Annotated in this window: 9 protein-coding genes; 5 read left to right on the forward strand and 4 right to left on the reverse strand. The window is 63.2% G+C overall.

Annotation, left to right across the window (positions count from 1 at the left end; all coding sequences use genetic code 11):
• Positions 1 to 2: 2 nt before the first annotated feature.
• The 4 genes from PQQ86_RS37265 to PQQ86_RS37280 all read right to left on the reverse strand — a co-directional run bounded on the left by PQQ86_RS37265 (position 3) and on the right by PQQ86_RS37280 (position 4,717).
• Positions 3 to 740, reverse strand: a complete 738-nt coding sequence (locus PQQ86_RS37265; RefSeq protein ID WP_408278857.1) for a metallophosphoesterase — start codon at positions 738 to 740, stop codon at positions 3 to 5.
• A gap of 148 nt (positions 741 to 888) precedes the next feature.
• A complete protein-coding gene (locus PQQ86_RS37270; protein WP_408278860.1) occupies positions 889 to 2,316 on the reverse strand; it encodes a c-type cytochrome in 1,428 nt (475 codons plus the stop codon).
• Positions 2,317 to 2,336: 20 nt separating this feature from the next.
• Positions 2,337 to 3,938, reverse strand: coding sequence for a GMC family oxidoreductase (locus tag PQQ86_RS37275; protein ID WP_408278862.1), 1,602 nt, complete (start codon positions 3,936 to 3,938; stop codon positions 2,337 to 2,339).
• A 164-nt stretch (positions 3,939 to 4,102) separates the two neighbouring features.
• The gene (locus PQQ86_RS37280; protein ID WP_408278864.1) at positions 4,103 to 4,717 is read right to left on the reverse strand and encodes a sugar dehydrogenase complex small subunit; all 615 of its coding nucleotides are present in this window, start codon (positions 4,715 to 4,717) and stop codon (positions 4,103 to 4,105) included.
• A 349-nt stretch (positions 4,718 to 5,066) separates the two neighbouring features.
• On the opposite strand from PQQ86_RS37280, the gene PQQ86_RS37285 reads away from it, so the two are divergent.
• From PQQ86_RS37285 to glgX, 5 genes are all read left to right on the forward strand, one after another.
• A complete protein-coding gene (locus tag PQQ86_RS37285) occupies positions 5,067 to 5,729 on the forward strand; it encodes a DUF1345 domain-containing protein (RefSeq protein WP_408278866.1) in 663 nt (220 codons plus the stop codon).
• A gap of 474 nt (positions 5,730 to 6,203) precedes the next feature.
• Positions 6,204 to 9,647: an alpha-1,4-glucan--maltose-1-phosphate maltosyltransferase gene (locus PQQ86_RS37290; protein WP_408278869.1), complete on the forward strand. Its 3,444-nt coding sequence runs from the start codon at positions 6,204 to 6,206 to the stop codon at positions 9,645 to 9,647.
• Entirely contained in the window at positions 9,644 to 13,105 is a 3,462-nt protein-coding gene (gene treS, locus PQQ86_RS37295) for a maltose alpha-D-glucosyltransferase (protein WP_408278872.1), read from the forward strand. Before PQQ86_RS37290 ends, treS begins: the two co-directional genes overlap by 4 nt.
• Positions 13,098 to 15,308: a 1,4-alpha-glucan branching protein GlgB gene (gene glgB / locus PQQ86_RS37300; RefSeq protein ID WP_408278875.1), complete on the forward strand. Its 2,211-nt coding sequence runs from the start codon at positions 13,098 to 13,100 to the stop codon at positions 15,306 to 15,308. Before treS ends, glgB begins: the two co-directional genes overlap by 8 nt.
• Before the next feature lie 98 nt (positions 15,309 to 15,406).
• Positions 15,407 to 17,626 (forward strand): glycogen debranching protein GlgX, encoded by a 2,220-nt coding sequence (glgX, locus tag PQQ86_RS37305; RefSeq protein WP_408278878.1) that lies wholly within the window; start codon positions 15,407 to 15,409, stop codon positions 17,624 to 17,626.
• Positions 17,627 to 17,652: the final 26 nt, after the last annotated feature.

Genomic DNA, 17,652 nt, shown 5'->3' on the forward strand with positions numbered 1-17,652 from the left:
AATCAGGGCAAGGCCAACGCCGCCGCGCCGCTCTCCCGCGCCGCCTCAACCGAGATCGACCAGCGCCGCAACGCTTGCGGCTCCACGATGGTCAGCTTGCCACCGGGCCCGAATGCGCCGGTGTCGATGAAAATCTGTGAGCCGATCTGCTGGATGTCGCGCATCGGCGTATGACCGCAATAAGTCAGCGAAAGCCCATGCTGCCGCTGCGGATCGCCATTGCCCAAGGCCAGATCCCGCCCCCACAGCAATTGCTGGCGCGTTTCGGCGGAAAAATTCCCGGCGTCGAGTTCGGCGTCCGTGCCGAAGAATTCGGCATGCAGAATATTGAAGCGCTCCTTCCCGCTGCCGACCACGCGTACGAGCGGCAGTGGCCGCAGACGTTCGGCGTAGTGCTGCAAACGTTCGTCGGACAAACTTGCCGCCCATATCCCGCCGATTCCATACCACCACTGGCGCCGCAAGCGCCCATCGGCGACGCCGCACAAGGTGTCTTCGTGATTGCCGAGCACCGCGTGAAACCACGGCTTGTCCAGAAGGGACAAAGCCTGCTCGGAATGTTCACCGCGGTCCACCAGATCGCCGACCGAAAAGAGCCGGTCACGCGCCGGATCGAACGCGATGTCGCGCAGCAGATAGCGCAGCGCATCGACACAGCCATGCAAATCGCCGACGACAAAGTCGCGGCCGCTCCGATTGGCCGGATGATGCTGAACGGAGTTGACGAGTACGGAATCCATTCGCTCATGATAGTGCGGCATCCGCAAGTGCGTATGCGCGTTGCCTATCTTATCCTGACGTCCCGCATCGCTCGGATGACGTAGAAACGACGCAAAAACGGCGCATCTCCGGCAGGATTTACCGGAAAACGCGCCGTCTGCGCAGTTGTTATTGCTGGGTGCGCAGTTTGGCGACCTGATCCACCGTCACGGTGGACTGCGGATTGCCGAACTGTTTGGTCACGTAATTGGTGATAGCCGCCACCTGGTCGTCGGTAAGCTGGGTGCCGAACGCGGGCATCAATACGTCAGCCTGTTTCGTCGTACGACTGACGCCGTGCAGGATCACCATCGCCAGATTGTTGGCGTCGCTCGCGCCCACCGCCGAGTTGTGAATCAGTGACGGATACGCGGCCGGCGCGCTGGCGCCGACACCCTGACCGGTCCAGTTATGGCACGTCGCGCAATTGGCGATGAACAGTTGCGCACCGTTCACCGCATTGATCCTGGTGCCGCGCAGCGCGGTGACGTCGTCGACGGCGGGATTGCCCCACTGATCTCGCGGGCGCGATTCGCCGCCGTTGATCGGCGGCACCGAGCGCAGATAGGTGACGATCGAGCGGATGTCCTCGCGTGTCAGATATTGCGTACTGTCGGTCACCACCTCGGCCATGGGGCCCGCGGCGTTGGCGCGGCCCGGCGCTGCGCCGGTCGACAGATACGCCGCCAGCTCGTCATCGCTCCAGTTGCCCACGCCGCTGGTCTTGTCCGACGTGATGTTGTACGCATGCCAGCCGGCCTGCACCGCACCGGAGAGGCGCGAACTCATCTTCAAGCCCTGCGTGAAATTGCGCGGCGTGTGGCATTCCTCGCAATGCGCAAGACCCTGGACCAGATACGCGCCGCGATTCCATTCGGCGCTTTGCTTCGGATCGGGCACGAAGCGGCCTTCGTCGAAATTGAACAGATTCCAGAACACCATCAGCCAGCGCTGGTTGAACGGGAATTTCAGGCTGTTGCTCGGCGGCGCGTAGTGGATCGGCGTAAGCGTGTTCAGATACGCGCGAATCGCCAGCGCGTCCTGATCGGTGACCTTGGTGTACTCCGCGTACGGGAAGGCCGGATAGAGCCGTTCGCCGGCCTTGCCGACGCCTTCATGCATCGCGCGCAGAAAATCGGCGTCGCTCCATTGGCCGATGCCGGTATCCGGGTCGGGCGTGATGTTCGGCGTCACGATCGTGCCGAACGGTGTGTTGATCGGCAGGCCGCCCGCGAACGGGCGTGCTTTGTCAGCCGTGTGGCAGGCAACGCAATCGCCGGCGCGCGCAAGGTATTCACCGCGCTTCACGAGATCGCTGCTGGCCGCCGCCGTCGGTGTCGCCGCCGCATTGTCCGGTTGCGCGGCGTCGTCCGCGTGGGCCTGCGCGATCGGCAGCTCGTCGCTATGTCGTGCGATCGGCCCATACGCTTCGTGCAAGGCGACATACAGCGCAAACAGCGAAAAGACGGCCGCCAGCGTCGCCACCCGGAAGTGCCGACGACGCGCACGCTGGGCAAGCGCATCGGCCGGCCGCACGCGAGAGGTGTTCTTCGTCATTGTGGCTCTCCGTTCAGGGCTCAGATTTCGCGCTTGAGTTTGTCGGCCAGTTTCAGCGACAAGGCGGCGATCGTCAGCGTGCAATTCACGGAGGCGGCAGTCGGCATCACGCCGCTGCTGGCGATGAACAGATTCGAGTGATCGTGTGTGCGGCAATCCGCGTCGACAACCGAATCGCCTGGATCGCTGCCCATGATAGTGGTACCCATGATGTGATTGTTCGGCGCGAAAGTATCGTCGAACGAGACCTCGGCACCGCCGAACAGCGAAGCGATCTGTGCATACAGTTCATGCGTGTTCGCCGCGCTCTTCTTCACGTAGTCGTTGATCGAGTAGTAGATCTCGGGCTGCGGAATGCCGAGCGCATCCTTGTGATCCGCCGAAGGCACCACGCGGTTCTGCGGCTCCGCCAGATGCTCGTGAAAACTGTTGATGTTCAGCGTCCGCGCGGCGCGGTCGCGAATCTGGCGGTCGAGCTCGGCGCCGGTGAGGCCTTTCTTCAGCAGATCGGCGGTCACGCCCATGGTCGGCACGCCATTCGACAGATGCAGCTTTTTTGCCGCGTAATCGGAGCGAAACGCGCCATCGCGGAAGTTGACGATCGACGTCATCTCCATCGGCCCGCGTCCGGGCCACAGCGGTTCGTTGGCGAGGAAGGTGACACCCGTGCCCGGATGGTCCATCAGGTTGCGACCCACCTGGTCGGAACTGTTGCCAACGCCGTGCGGAAATTTGTCGGAAGTCGACATCAGCATCAGCTTCGGCGTTTCGATGCCGTTCGCGGCGAGCACGAACAGCTTGCCGGTCACGCGTGTGCTGTTGCCGTTCGCGTCCTTGTAGTGGACGGCCGTGACGAGGCCTTTGTTGTCTGCTTCGACGCGGTACACGACCGCCTCCGCAATCAGCTTCGCGCCGGCCTGTTCGGCCTTCTCCGCGTGCACCACGCCGTTGTACATCGCAGCGATCGGGCAGATCGGCATGCAGTTGTTGTTGCCGCAGCAGGTGGGTCGCGCATCGTACGGACGACTGTTACGCGCAACCGGCTCGGGCACCACCTTGAAGCCCTGTGCGTTGAGCACGTCACTAAAGCGCTGATCCATGTACGACAGCGGCAACGCGCTCATCGGGTAGGGCTTGGAGCGCGGCGAACCGAGATCGATCGTGCTGTCCGGTCCGGAAACGCCCAATTGCACTTCAGCCGCCCCATACCACGGCTCCAGTGTTTCATACGGATAAGGCCAATCACGTCCCACGCCATACAGCTTGTGCAACTGGAAGTCCGACGGCAACAGCCGCCATGCAGCGGCCGCCCAGTGCCACGTCGTGCCGCCGACCAGCCGCACATACTGTGAGTTGTACGGATAGTCGCCTTTCTGGATCAGATAATTGTTGGCGGGCGCGTACTCGGGATGCGGCGCGTAAGGCGTGGACGGATAGGGCGTCGCGAAGTCGGACTTGGCCGGTGAATTGCGGAAATTCTCGACGATCTGCCAGCGCGGAATACGCGGCCCGGCTTCGAGCAGAATCACCGACGCGCCGGCCAGCGCCATTTGATGCGCGACCAGTCCACCTGCCACGCCCGAGCCGACTACGACGATGTCGGCGGAATTTGAGTTTGCCATTGTTGTCCTCTTCTATGTCGACCAGAGTTGGCGCTTTAGCGCTTACTCTGGTCCCATGCACGTTGTGCCGGCTTATCTTTGCTTGCTGATCTCGCGTGGCGGTGTTTCGTCGAACGGCTCAATCAGGCCATACGACGACAAGGCACGCGTGAGAGGAACATCGTTCAGGCGCTCACCGGTTTCTGCGTCCAGTAGAACGGCACGTCGCGGCAATAGGACGGAATCGTCAACACGTCCTTGACTGGCTCGAACATCAGCGCTTTTTCATAAGCGACCACATCCACATGCGGCATGTCGCCCACGAGACCGAGATACCACGCGCGCATGATCGCGCTCACGGATTTCGCGAGCGCCGGCTGATCGGCCTGCAAGGCCTGCGTGACGGTATCGGACGGCACGCCTCCGTGACCTTGCAGCCACGTGTTGAGCGCGGCGACATTCTGGGAGAACTGGCTGTCTGATTTGGCGAGGGCGTCGTAGACACGTTTGCCGAGCACGGCGTCGAAGCCCGTGCGACCGGTGAGGCGCTGCGAGAGCGCAAGGAAGGCATCGAGTCCGCCGCCGGCGGGCGCGGCGTCAGCAAACGCCGGCGCGACCCATGAGAGCGACCGGCCTGCCCCGGCAAACGCGAGCGCCGCGGTCGTCGCGCATGCGCCTAGCACCCAGGCTCTGCGCGAGGCCGAAAACGATGCATGCAGTGAAGGTGATGTTGACGACGGAAACCTGGCCAGATGCGTCACGCCATGGTGCGCATCTTTATTCTCAGGAACATCTGTCATGGGGGCTCCAGATGGTGAGTTGATCGTGAGTTGTTCTCAACAGACACGCCACCGTGGCGTGATGCCGTTGGCGCGCTGCGTCGATTTCTCTACCCCAAACCTGGTCTGGCGCCGCTTAAGCGGTCTGTGTGGCTGCATGATGACGATGCAAGCCGCAGACAGCCTTGTGAACACGGCTTGACTGCGCGGCACGTACCGCGAAAAACCCGCCCCTGCCAATCGCCTTTCAACTGAAAGCGGCGTGCAAGGCCGTTGCGAAAGACTATAGCCTGTGATTCCCTCATTCGACAAATGGTGCCCGAAGCGCGAGTAGAATCCGCGGCACAGACGGCCCTTCACCCTTGATCTCATGCTCATAAAATATTATCCGCAGGTTCTTCGCAATCGACCCCGCATGCTGATCGGCCTCGCCGTCGGCCTCGTGGCCGCGCTGCTGCTCCCAGAACACATGCGCCCCATGGTGCGTGTTCTAGCCGGCTGGGATGCCGCGGTGTGGATCTACCTCCTGCTCATGTGGGTGCACATGGCCGCCGCCGACGAAGGCCATGTCCGCGAGTTCGCGCAGCGCGACGATGAAAACGCGGGCGTGGTACTGGTCGTGATCTGCGTCGCGACGGTGGCCAGTATTGCCGCGATCGTGCTCGAACTGGCCTCGGCGAAGGGCACGGCTGGCAGCTCGACTGCATGGCACTACCTGCTGACCGGCCTCACGATGTTCGGCGCCTGGTTCATGATCCCGACCATTTTCACATCGCACTACGCGCGGCTTTACTACGACCCGGATGCACCGGAGAGCCCCCTGCTGTTTCCCGACCACAAGCTCCAGCCGAACTACTGGGATTTCCTGTACTTCTCCTTCACCATCGCCGTGGCATCGCAAACCTCAGACGTGGTGCTGCGCTCGCGGTCGATTCGCCGCGCCGCGCTCGCGCAGTCGATCCTGGCGTTCTACTTCAATGTCGCCGTGCTCGGCTTGTGCGTGAACATCGCAGCGGGCCTGCTCGGCTCCTGACGCACCGTGCTTCCCCGAAAGTCTTTTCCCTCCTGACGCTTGTCCGCCGGCCGCCACTTCGCCCTTTGCGGCCCCGGCGGCCCCAGCGCCCGCGTCGCACCACCCCGTGTAAAACCCGGGCGACGCCCGTCCGTTTTACACGCGAGCCACCCGCCGCCGGGCTCCCACCAACTCCGGCCGACCGTCGCGCCTCCCCCTAGGGCGCGCACTTCCCTACCCTTCCGCTTCAATCCAAAACGCACTGGCACAACGTTTGCTGCGCCTTGCGAATAGTTCTGGCCGGCCGCGCGCCATCGACGCCTGGCGTCAAAGTACCCGCTACTGGCCAGCGGCGTGACGATCTTTGCACTACATTGACCAGTACGCGCCCTCGCTTCACGCATCGCGCGGTATCCGGCTCTGGAAGCCCAATGAGCGCTGTGATCGCATGTCAATTGCATCCACACCGCAGCAGGACGAATCTGGAAACGACCGATGGAATCCCCAAACGGGTACGCGCCGCGGATTTACTTTTTTCATTCACTTCTCGTTGGGCCACTCGATGCATGGCCCGCGCAGTTCGCTCACGCAGCCGGACTGGGCTTCGATCGCGCGCTGATCGGCGGCCTTTTCGAGCCGGGCCGCGCGGGTCACGCACAGGTGGTCGGCAACCATGGCCGGCTGCATCCGGTATTCGAGACCCAGCAACCCGCTACGGAGGCGATCCGTACGCTGGCGCACGCCGCACGCCAGAACGGTCTGGCCTTGCTGGTCGATCTGGTGATCGACCGGATGGCAGCCGATGGCGCGCTGTACGCCGAACATGCCGGCTGGTTCCACCCATTCGAGTCTGAAGAGGCGCGGCTCGATCCGCGCCACGTGCATCACGAGGACAACGTCGCATATGCCAACTTCAACGACGCCGCCGGCAGCGCAGCGCTAGTCGGCTGGTGGACGCAGCAACTGCTGGCGCTGGCCGACGCGGGTGTCGGCGGCTTCCGGTTCGATTCCCCGCATCGCGTGCCGGCCGCGGTTTGGCGGCAACTCGGCGACGCGGTTCGGGCCAGGCATCCTGAAGTGCGTTTCCTTGCCGCGACGCCGGGTCTCGCGCGTGGCGATCTGCTCGGCCTCGCTGGCGCGGGCTTCGACAGCGTGTTCTCGTCGGTGCGCTGGTGGGACTTCCGCGCCAGCTGGATGGTGGAAGAGCATGCCGCGCTCGCCCGCATCGCCGCCCCCATTGCCTTTCCCGAAGCGCCTTACGGCACCCGCCTCGCCGCCGATCTCAGCGACGCGCACGACGCCGCCATCGTCGAGCGGGCCTACCGGCGCGCGCTATTCGCGTCGGCCTCGACCGGCACCGGCTGGATGATGCCGATGGGCTTCGAGTACGGCATCGCCGAGCCCATGTCACAGACACGCGGCGACGCTGCGCAGTTTGCGCTGGCCTGTCGGTCGAAGCGATTCGATCTTTCGGAACGGATCAGCCATGCGAACGAAGTGGTGCGCAACACGAAAACACTGCACGCCAACGGCGAATTGCGCCCGCTAAGCGGGCCCGGCGCACCCGCAGCCGTCTTGCTGCGCGCCGACGCGCCCGATCTGCGCGACGCCGGCGAAGCGATCCTGATCGCCATCAATCCCGAACTCGGTGCGCCGGTGCGCGTCGATCCAGCCCGCTTCCTCACGGGCGTACCGGGCAACTTCACGCGCTTCGCCCCGCTTGACGCGCCCGGGCATGCCACGTCCTCCGCATTGGCGCCGTTCACGCTCGCACCCGGCGCAGTGCGCCTGTTCCGCGCGGCCGCCGATCAGCCGATTCGTCTCGCGCCGCCGATCGACAAGGCGAACAGCAAGCGCAGCGGCCGCAAGACCGTGCTCGAAGCGATCAGCGCGCCGCGCGTGGCGATCGAGAGCGTGACACCCTCGGTCGATAACGGACGCTTCCCCGCCAAACGCACGGTGGGCGAGCGCGCCGAAATCACCGCCGCGATCTTCGCGGAAGGCCACGACAAGATCGCCGCCGCCGTCGTCTGGCGCGCCGCAGACGAAACCGCCTGGCACGAAGTGCCGATGAGTCCGGCACAACCGGCCGGCCTCGATATCTGGAAAGCACGCATTCCGCTGGAGCGAATGGGCCGTCACGAGTTCACCGTGATCGCATGGCGCGACGATTTTGCGTCGCTGGTCGAGCATATTCAGAAGAAGCTGAAAGCGGGCCAAACCGTCGAACTCGAACTCGACGAAGCCACGCATCTGTTCGCTCTGGTGCTCGCCGAAGTGGAAACCGTGGAAGGCGCGGTGACCGAGCCGCTCGAACACATCGTCAAGCTCTTCACCAAGGCCGATCCCGAGGCCAAGCTCGCGCTGCTGCTCGCACCGACCACCGCGAAGGCGATGACCGCCGCGCGCCACCGCCCGTTCCTGAGCCGCGATCCGATCGTCTACAAGATCGACGCCGAACGCACTGCGGCAGGCTTTGCAAGCTGGTACGAGATCTTCCCGCGTTCGATGAGCGACGACGAATCGCGTCACGGCACCTTCGCTGATGTCGTCACGAAACTGCCGCGTATCCGCGACATGGGTTTCGACGTGCTGTACTTCCCGCCGATCCACCCGATCGGCGTCGCCAATCGCAAAGGCCGCAACAATACGCTGACCGCACAGCCGGGCGATGTCGGCAGCCCGTACGCAATCGGTGGGACCGAAGGTGGCCACACGGCCGTGCATCCCGAACTCGGCACGCTCGACGACTTCAAGAAGATGTTGGCCGCCGCTCACGCGCACGGCCTCGAAATCGCGCTCGACTTCGCGATCCAGTGCTCGCCGGATCACCCATGGCTGAAGGCGCATCCGACGTGGTTTGCCTGGCGCCCCGACGGCACGCTGCGTTACGCGGAAAATCCGCCGAAGAAGTACCAGGACATCGTCAACCCCGACTTCTATGCGCACGACGCCAAGCCGGATTTGTGGCTCGCGCTGCGCGACGTGTTCCTGTTCTGGATCGAAGCCGGTGTGCGGATTTTCCGCGTGGACAATCCGCACACCAAGCCGCTGCCGTTCTGGGAATGGGTGATCGACGATGTGCGCTCGCGCCATCCCGACACGATCTTCCTCGCCGAAGCCTTCACCCGGCCACGCATGATGAACCGGCTCGGCAAGATCGGCTTCTCGCAGTCGTACACGTATTTCACGTGGCGCGAGTCGAAGCGCGACTTTATCGAGTACATGACCGAACTCACGCAAACCGGTGCGCGTGATTTCTACCGACCGAATTTCTTCGTCAATACGCCGGACATCAACCCGCGGCATTTGCAGTCGTCAGGGCGTTCGGGTTTTCTGATTCGGGCCGCGTTGGCCTCCACGCTCGCCGGATTGTGGGGCGTGTATAGCGGTTTCGAATTGTGCGAGGCCGCCGCGTTGCCGAACAGCGAGGAATATCTCGACTCCGAAAAGTATCAACTGCGCGCGTGGGACTGGAACCGGCCTGGCAACATCGTCGGCGAGATCACTGCGCTGAACCGGATTCGCCGCGCAAACCCGGCATTGCAAACGCATCTCGGCCTCACGTTCCTCACCGCGCACAATGACAACATCCTGTTCTTCGAAAAAGCGACCGAAGCACGCGACAACGTGATCCTGGTCGCGATCAATCTCGACCCGTTCAACGAACAGGGCGCGGATATCGAATTGTCGTGGGACACTTTCAACCACTGGAATCTGCACGACCATGGCGCGCTGGAAGTGATCGATCAGATGACCGGTGCGCGTTTCGAATGGCACGGCCGCTGGCAACACGTCCGGCTCGGTTCAGGCCAACCGTTTTCGATCTGGCGCATCGCGCCGCTCGGCGGCCTGCCCGCTGAACGCCCCGATGATACCGACAGCGACTATCACGCAGACGACGCTGGCAACCCAACCCCTACGGAAGGTGCGACATGAAGCGTGAAGATCCAGCCCAAAGCACGTCGCAGACCCATACGAGCGCAGCCACCGGCAGCGCCGCCAAAGCGCGCTCGCATCGGCGCGGCAAGCCCGCGGCCCTGAGCGACGATCCGCTCTGGTACAAAGACGCGATCATTTATCAGGTGCACATCAAGTCGTTCTTCGACGCGAACAACGACGGCGTCGGTGATTTTCCGGGCCTGATCGCGAAGCTCGACTACATCGCCGAACTCGGCGTGAATGCGATCTGGCTGCTGCCGTTCTATCCGTCGCCGCGTCGCGACGACGGCTACGACATCGCCGATTACCGCAATGTGCATCCGGACTACGGCCAACTATCGGACGTGAAGCGCTTCATTCAGGAAGCGCACGCACGCGGCATCCGCGTGATTACAGAGTTGGTGATCAACCATACGTCGGATCAACACCCGTGGTTTCAGCGCGCCCGTCGCGCGAAGCCGGGGTCGAATCATCGCAACTACTACGTGTGGTCCGAGACCGATCAGAAGTACACGGAAACGCGGATCATCTTCATCGATTCGGAGCCGTCGAACTGGACGCATGATCCGCTCGCGGGCGCTTACTATTGGCATCGTTTCTATTCGCACCAGCCCGATCTGAACTTCGACAATCCGGCCGTGCTGAAGGAAGTGCTGCAGGTCATGCGCTTCTGGCTCGACATGGGCATCGACGGGTTGCGGCTCGACGCGGTGCCGTATCTGGTCGAACGCGAAGGCACCAACAACGAGAACCTGCCGGAAACGCACGCGGTGCTGAAGAAGATCCGCGCAACGATCGACGCCGAGTATCCAAACCGGATGCTGCTCGCGGAAGCGAACCAGTGGCCGGAAGACGTGAAGGAATATTTCGGCGACGAAGACGAATGCCACATGGCGTTCCACTTCCCGCTGATGCCGCGCATCTATATGTCGATTGCGAGCGAGGATCGCTTCCCGATCACCGACATCATGCGGCAGACGCCGGACCTCGCGGAAACAAACCAGTGGGCGATTTTTCTGCGCAATCACGATGAACTGACGCTCGAAATGGTCACGGATTCCGAGCGTGACTACCTCTGGAACACCTACGCGAGCGATCGCCGCGCGCGCCTGAACCTCGGCATTCGTCGCCGCCTCGCACCGCTCATGGAGCGCGACCGCCGCCGCATCGAATTGATCAATTCGCTGCTGCTGTCGATGCCCGGCACGCCCGTGATCTATTACGGCGACGAACTCGGCATGGGCGACAACATCCACCTCGGCGACCGCGATGGCGTGCGCACGCCGATGCAATGGTCGTCGGATCGCAACGGCGGGTTTTCGCGCGCTGACCCCGAACAACTAGTGCTGCCGCCGGTGATGGGTTCGTTGTACGGCTTCGATGCCGTCAACGTCGAAGCGCAAAGCCGCGATCCGCATTCGCTGTTGAACTGGACCCGGCGCATGCTCGCCACGCGCCGTGCGAAACAGACCTTCGGACGCGGCACGATCCGTTTCCTGAAGCCGGAAAACCGCAAGATCCTTGCGTATCTGCGCGAACTGCCAGGCGAGCCGCCAATCTTGTGCGTAGCCAACCTGTCGCGCGCACCGCAGGCAGTCGAACTCGATCTATCTGAGTTCAACGGCTCAGTGCCGATCGAAATGACTGCCGATTCCGTGTTCCCGGCAATCGGCCAGCTCACTTATCTGCTGACCTTCCCGCCGTACGGTTTCCTGTGGTTCATGCTCTGCTCGGGTGGTCAGCGTCCGACATGGGCGCAAGCGCATTCCGAACCGCTGCCCGAATTCGTCACGATCGTGATCCGCGAGGGTCAGGTCGGCCCGACGCCGGAAAACGTCCGGCTGCTCGAATCCGAAGTGCTGCCGTCCTGGCTGAGCCGGCGCCGCTGGTTTGCCTCGAAGGATCAGAAGATGCACGCGGTGCGCCTCGCCGCATTGACCACGATCCCCAACGGTGGCTTCGCGTTCACCGAAATTGAAGCGGACGTGGGCGATCACACCGAACGCTACGTCGTGCCAATTGCAATCACGTGGGGCGGCGAGACCACCACGCCGCTGTTCATGCAACTGGCACTCGCGCGCGTGCGCCGCGGCCGCAACGTCGGTCATCTGACGGACGCGTTCGCGCTACCCATCTTCGCTCATGGCGTGATGCGCAAGCTGCGCGAACGCGCGGTCGTGCCAACCGTACAGAAGAGCGAGATCAAGTTCATTCCAACCGAGCGTTTCTCTGAACTCGATGATCTCGGCGAACGGCCCGAGATCCGCTGGCTGGCGGCCGAGCAAAGCAACAGCTCGCTGATCATCGCCGATGCCGCGGTGTTGAAACTGGTACGGCGTCTGGTGAGCGGCATTCATCCGGAAGCGGAAATCAGCCGCTATTTGACCCAGCTCGGCTACGCGAACACCGCGCCGCTGTATGGTGAAGTGGTGCGCGTCGACCCCGAAGGCGTGCCGCATACACTCGCGATCCTGCAAGGCTATATCGACAATCAGGGCGATGCCTGGAACTGGTCGCTCGACTATCTGCGCCGCTCGGTGGACGAGCTCGCCATCGCCGTCGACACGGACGCGCAAACGCCGGACCGCGACAACGAAACGATTCTCATGGAAGGCTACAGCGCGTTGGCCGGTACCATCGGTAAGCGGCTCGGCGAACTGCACATGGCGCTTGCGTCACCCTCCGACGATCCGGCATTCGCGCCGGAACTCGCCAACGCCGAGCAGGTGAAGGCGTGGGTCGACGGCACGCAAGCCATGCTCGCCAGCGCGCTCGATCTGCTCGCACCGCGCATCGAGCAGATGAGCGATCCGGACACCCAGGCATTGGCGCAAAGCCTGATCGATCGCCGCGCCGCGTTGGTCGACGCCGTCAGCAAGCTGGTGTCGGGCGATGCGGGCGCGTTGCGTACCCGCATTCACGGCGACTTCCATTTGGGTCAGGTGCTGGTCGCGCAGGGCGACGCGTATCTGATCGACTTCGAAGGCGAACCCGCGCGTACGCTGGAGGAACGGCGTCAAAAGTCGAGCCCGTTGCGCGACGTGGCCGGCTTGTTGCGCTCGCTGTCGTATGCGAGCGCCGCGGCGCAGTCGACGATGGAAAGCGCGCCACAGCAAACCGCCGATCGCAAGCGTGCGCTCTTCGACCGTTTCCGTGCGCATGCTACCGAGACGTTCCTGAAGGAATACCGCGCCGCCGTCGCGGATTCGCCGATGCCGCTGGTGGCGCCCGAAGCCGAACAGGCCTTACTCGATCTGTTCCTGATCGAGAAAGCAGCTTACGAAATCCGTTACGAAGCGGCTAACCGTCCAACGTGGCTCAGTTTGCCGGTACGCGGCCTCGCCTCGCTCACCAGCCGATTGCTCGGTGATACCGGCAATCCGCAGTACGATCCATCAACCCAGGCGCCAGACGCCGCCGCATCGCCTAATCCGGCCGAGGGCGACTATGAGTGAGCATGATCCGGCCGCAGGCCTCCAACCACTCGATATCGACGCGCTCGTTGAAGCGCGTCACCCCGATCCTTTCTCGCAGCTCGGCATGCATCGGACGGACGCGGGTCCGGTGGTGCGCGCGCTGCTGCCGAACGCCAGGCACGTCACCGTGATTTCACGCGCCAACGGCGCAACGCTCGGCGAGCTCGAACAACTCAGGCCAGGGCTGTTTGCCGGCCGCATCACGTCTGCCGCACCCTATCGCCTGCGCATCGACTGGCATGGCACCGTGCAGGAAATCGAGGACACATATTCGTTCGGCCCCGTTCTCGGCGACGAACCGTTGGGCCGTCTCGCCGGCGGCGATCCGTACGCGGTGCTCGAATGCCTCGGCTCACGCCCGATGGAAGTAGACGGCGTGCCGGGCGTGCGCTTCGCCGTCTGGGCGCCGAATGCGCGGCGCGTCTCGGTGGTCGGTGACTTCAATTCGTGGGACGGTCGCCGTCATCCGATGCGGCTGCGTCATCAGGCAGGCGTGTGGGAATTGTTTGTGCCCCGTGTCGGCCCGGGCACGCGCTACAAGTACGAATTGCTCGCCCGTGACGGCCATCCGTTGCCGCTGAAAGCCGACCCATGTGCGATGCAGACGGAATTGCCGCCAGGCACTGCGTCGGTGGTCGCGCATGTCGACGAGATCGAGCAGTTTGAATGGACCGATCACGACTGGATTCAGTCGCGCGCCGCCAAACAGACCCCGCGCTCGCCGATCTCGATCTATGAAGTGCATGCCGAATCGTGGCTGCGCGTCGCCGAAGAGGGTCAGCGCGGACTCACCTGGGAAGAACTCGCCGAGCGGCTGATTCCGTACGTAAAGAGCATGGGCTTCACGCACGTCGAATTCATGCCGATTGCCGAGCATCCGTTCGGCGGTTCGTGGGGCTATCAGCCGCTCGGACAGTTCGCGCCGTCGGCACGCTTCGGCAAGCCAGAGCAGTTCGCCCTGTTCGTCGACAAGGCGCACGCGGCCGGCCTTGGCGTGCTTCTCGACTGGGTGCCGGCGCACTTTCCGAACGACGCGCATGGCCTGATCGACTTCGACGGCACGCCGCTCTACGAGCACGCTGACCCGCGCGAAGGCTATCACCAGGACTGGAACACGATGATCTACAACCTCGGCCGCAACGAGGTGAGCGCGTTCCTGGTGGCATCGGGCCTCGCATGGTTGAAGCGCTATCACGTGGACGGCCTGCGCGTGGACGCGGTCGCCTCGATGCTGTACCGCGACTATTCGCGGGCTGCCGACGAGTGGGTGCCGAACATCTACGGCGGGCGCGAAAATCTCGAATCGATCGCGTTTCTGAAGCGGCTGAATCATGAAGTCGGCTATGTGCCGGGCGCGCCGGGCGCAATCACGATCGCCGAGGAATCGACCGCGTGGCCGGGCGTGACCGCACGCCTCGAAGACGGCGGCCTCGGCTTCCAGTTCAAGTGGAACATGGGCTGGATGCACGACACGCTGCACTACATGGAAGAGGACCCGGTCTACCGCCAATACCATCACCACATGATGACCTTCGGGATGGTGTACGCGTATTCCGAGCGCTTCGTGCTGCCGCTCTCGCACGACGAGGTGGTGCACGGCAAAGGCTCGCTGCTCGGCAAGATGCCCGGCGACAGATGGCAGAAATTCGCCAACCTGCGCGCGTACTTCGGCTTCATGTGGACGCATCCGGGCAAGAAGTTGCTGTTCATGGGCGGCGAATTCGGCCAGCTGGCCGAGTTCAACCACGACACGTCGCCACACTGGCACCTGCTCGACGATCCGAACCATCACGGCGTGCAGAAGCTCGTGCGAGACCTGAACCATCTGTACAGCGAGGAGCCTGCACTACACCGGCTCGACAGCGAGCCGGGCGGTTTCCAATGGCTAGTCGGCGACGACAGCGGCAACAGCGTGTACGCCTACCGCCGCACCGATGGCGAAGGCCGCGAACTCGTGGTGGTCTGCAATATGACGCCGGTGCCGCGGGTCGGATACCGGATGGGGATGCCGCGCGGCGGCCGCTGGACAGAAGTGCTGAATACGGATGCCGGCGTGTACGGCGGCTCGAATATGGGCAATGGCGGGCTGATCCACACCGACAACGTCTCGAGCCACGGCTGGCCGCATTCCGCTGCGCTGACGCTGCCACCTTTGGCGACGATCGTTTTGCGCGCAGATTGATAGAAGAGTTGTAAGACGGGCGCGCGGCGGCCAGGCCGCGCGCCCGTTGCATGAAGTCCCACGATAGCGTTCATAAAACAGAACAAGGAAGGGGAATCATGTCGCATGCAATGCCCGACCGGCTTTTGCCCGGCTCGCCCTATCCGCTCGGCGCCAGCTGGGATGGCCTCGGCGTCAACTTTGCAGTGTTCTCGGCGAATGCGCAGAAAATCGAGCTTTGCCTGTTCGATCCCACCGGTCGCAAGGAAATCAGGCGCTTCACGCTGCCCGAATGCACCGACGAAATCTGGCACGGCTATTTACCCAATGCGCACCCCGGCACGGCGTACGGCTTTCGCGCACATGGGCCGTATCAGCCGCAGCATGGGCATCGCTTCAATCCGCACAAACTATTGCTCGATCCGTATGCGCGCAAACTGGTCGGGCAGTTTCGCTGGTCCGACGCGCTGTTCGGTTACCGTGTGCATTCGAATCGTGCCGACCTGTCCATCGACCGCCGCGACTCGGCGCCGGCCATGCCGAAGTGCGTTGTGATCGACGAAGCCTTCGACTGGTCGCACGACAAGCGCCCGAACGTGCCATGGGGCGAAACCGTCGTCTACGAGGCGCATGTGCGCGGCGTGTCGATGTTGCGCCCCGATTTGCGCCAGCACGAACGTGGCACGTTTGCCGCGCTCGCGTCGCCGGAATTCATCGAGCATTTACTGAGGCTGGGCGTGACCGCCGTCGAATTGCTGCCCGTGCATGCGTTTCTGAACGACCGCTTTCTGGTGGAACGCGGCCTGCGCAACTACTGGGGTTACAACACCGCGGCATTTTTTGCACCGGAGCCGTCGTATCTGAGTTCACACCGGCTCGATGAAATGCGCATTGCCGTGCGTCAGTTGCATGCGGCCGGCATTGAAGTGATTCTCGACGTGGTCTACAACCACACCTGCGAAGGCAACGAGATGGGGCCGACCGTCTCATGGCGTGGCCTCGACAACGCGAGCTACTACCGTCTGATTCCTGGCGACGAACGCCACCATATCAACGACACCGGCTGCGGCAATACCCTGAACCTGCCGCATCCGCGCGTACTGCAGATGGTGATGGATTCGCTGCGCTACTGGTCGACGAAGTTCAACATCGACGGCTTCCGTTTCGATCTCGGCGTGACGCTCGGCCGTGAGCAGCATGGTTTCGATCCCGGCTCCGGTTTCTTCGACGCGTTGCGCCAGGACCCGATCCTGTCGCAACGCAAGCTGATTTCCGAGCCATGGGACATCGGCCCAGGCGGTTATCAACTCGGCAACCATCCGCCGGGCTTCGCCGAATGGAACGACCGCTTTCGCGACACGGTGCGCCGCTTCTGGCGCGGTGACGCCGGCTTGCGCCCCGATCTCGCCGCGCGTCTCACCGGTTCCGCCGATCTCTTCAACCGGCGTTTCAGGAAACCGTGGGCATCGGTCAACTTTGTCACGTCGCATGACGGTTTTACGCTCGCCGATGCCACCGCGTATGAGCACAAGCACAACGAGGCCAATCGCGAAGACAACAACGACGGCCACAACGAAAACTGCAGCCGCAATTGGGGCGTAGAGGGCCCGACCGATGATCCGCTCCTCCTCGAAACCCGCAAACGCGTGGCCCGCTCGCTGATCACCACGCTGCTGATGGCGCTCGGCACACCCATGGTGCTGGCAGGCGACGAATCGCTGCGTACGCAGAACGGCAACAACAATGCGTACTGCCAGGATAACGAACTATCATGGCTTGACTGGGAGCGCGCGGAGTCGTCCGACGGCCGTCAGATGACCGCGTTCGTCGCGCGCGTGATCGCGCTGCGCAAACAGCATCCGCTGCTGCGCGAAACGCGCTTTCTGTTCGGCGATCGCGAAGTGTTGCCGGGCCTGTTTGATGTCGGCTGGTTCGATGAACACGGCGACCCGCTCACTATCGAAGCCTGGCAGGACCCCGAAGGCCGCACGTTCACGCTGCGGCGCGCGGGTCCAGGCTTGAATGACGAAACGGAAGTATTGTTGATGATGCTCAATGCTGCGGGCGAAACACGGCGTTTCACACCGCCCGCGCCACACCTGGAATGGCATGTGCTGCTAGATACGGCTGAGCCGGAAAGCGCGCCGCATCGATTGGCAGTGCCGGAGGTCGAAGTGGCCGCGCATAGCCTCGTCATGCTGGCGGCGCAGCCGATTGGCGAAGCGGATTGGCAGGCGGGCTGGAAAGCCGGCGCGCAGCACGGGCCGCGGCTGTTGACTGCGCTACCGCCGGATCCGGGTGCGCATCCGCCGAGCGGCGATACGTCGCCGACCACGTAGGCGAAAGTCATATCGAATGGTGATGA

The organism is Paraburkholderia sediminicola (assembly GCF_046026675.1).
GTDB lineage: Bacteria > Pseudomonadota > Gammaproteobacteria > Burkholderiales > Burkholderiaceae > Paraburkholderia > Paraburkholderia sediminicola_F.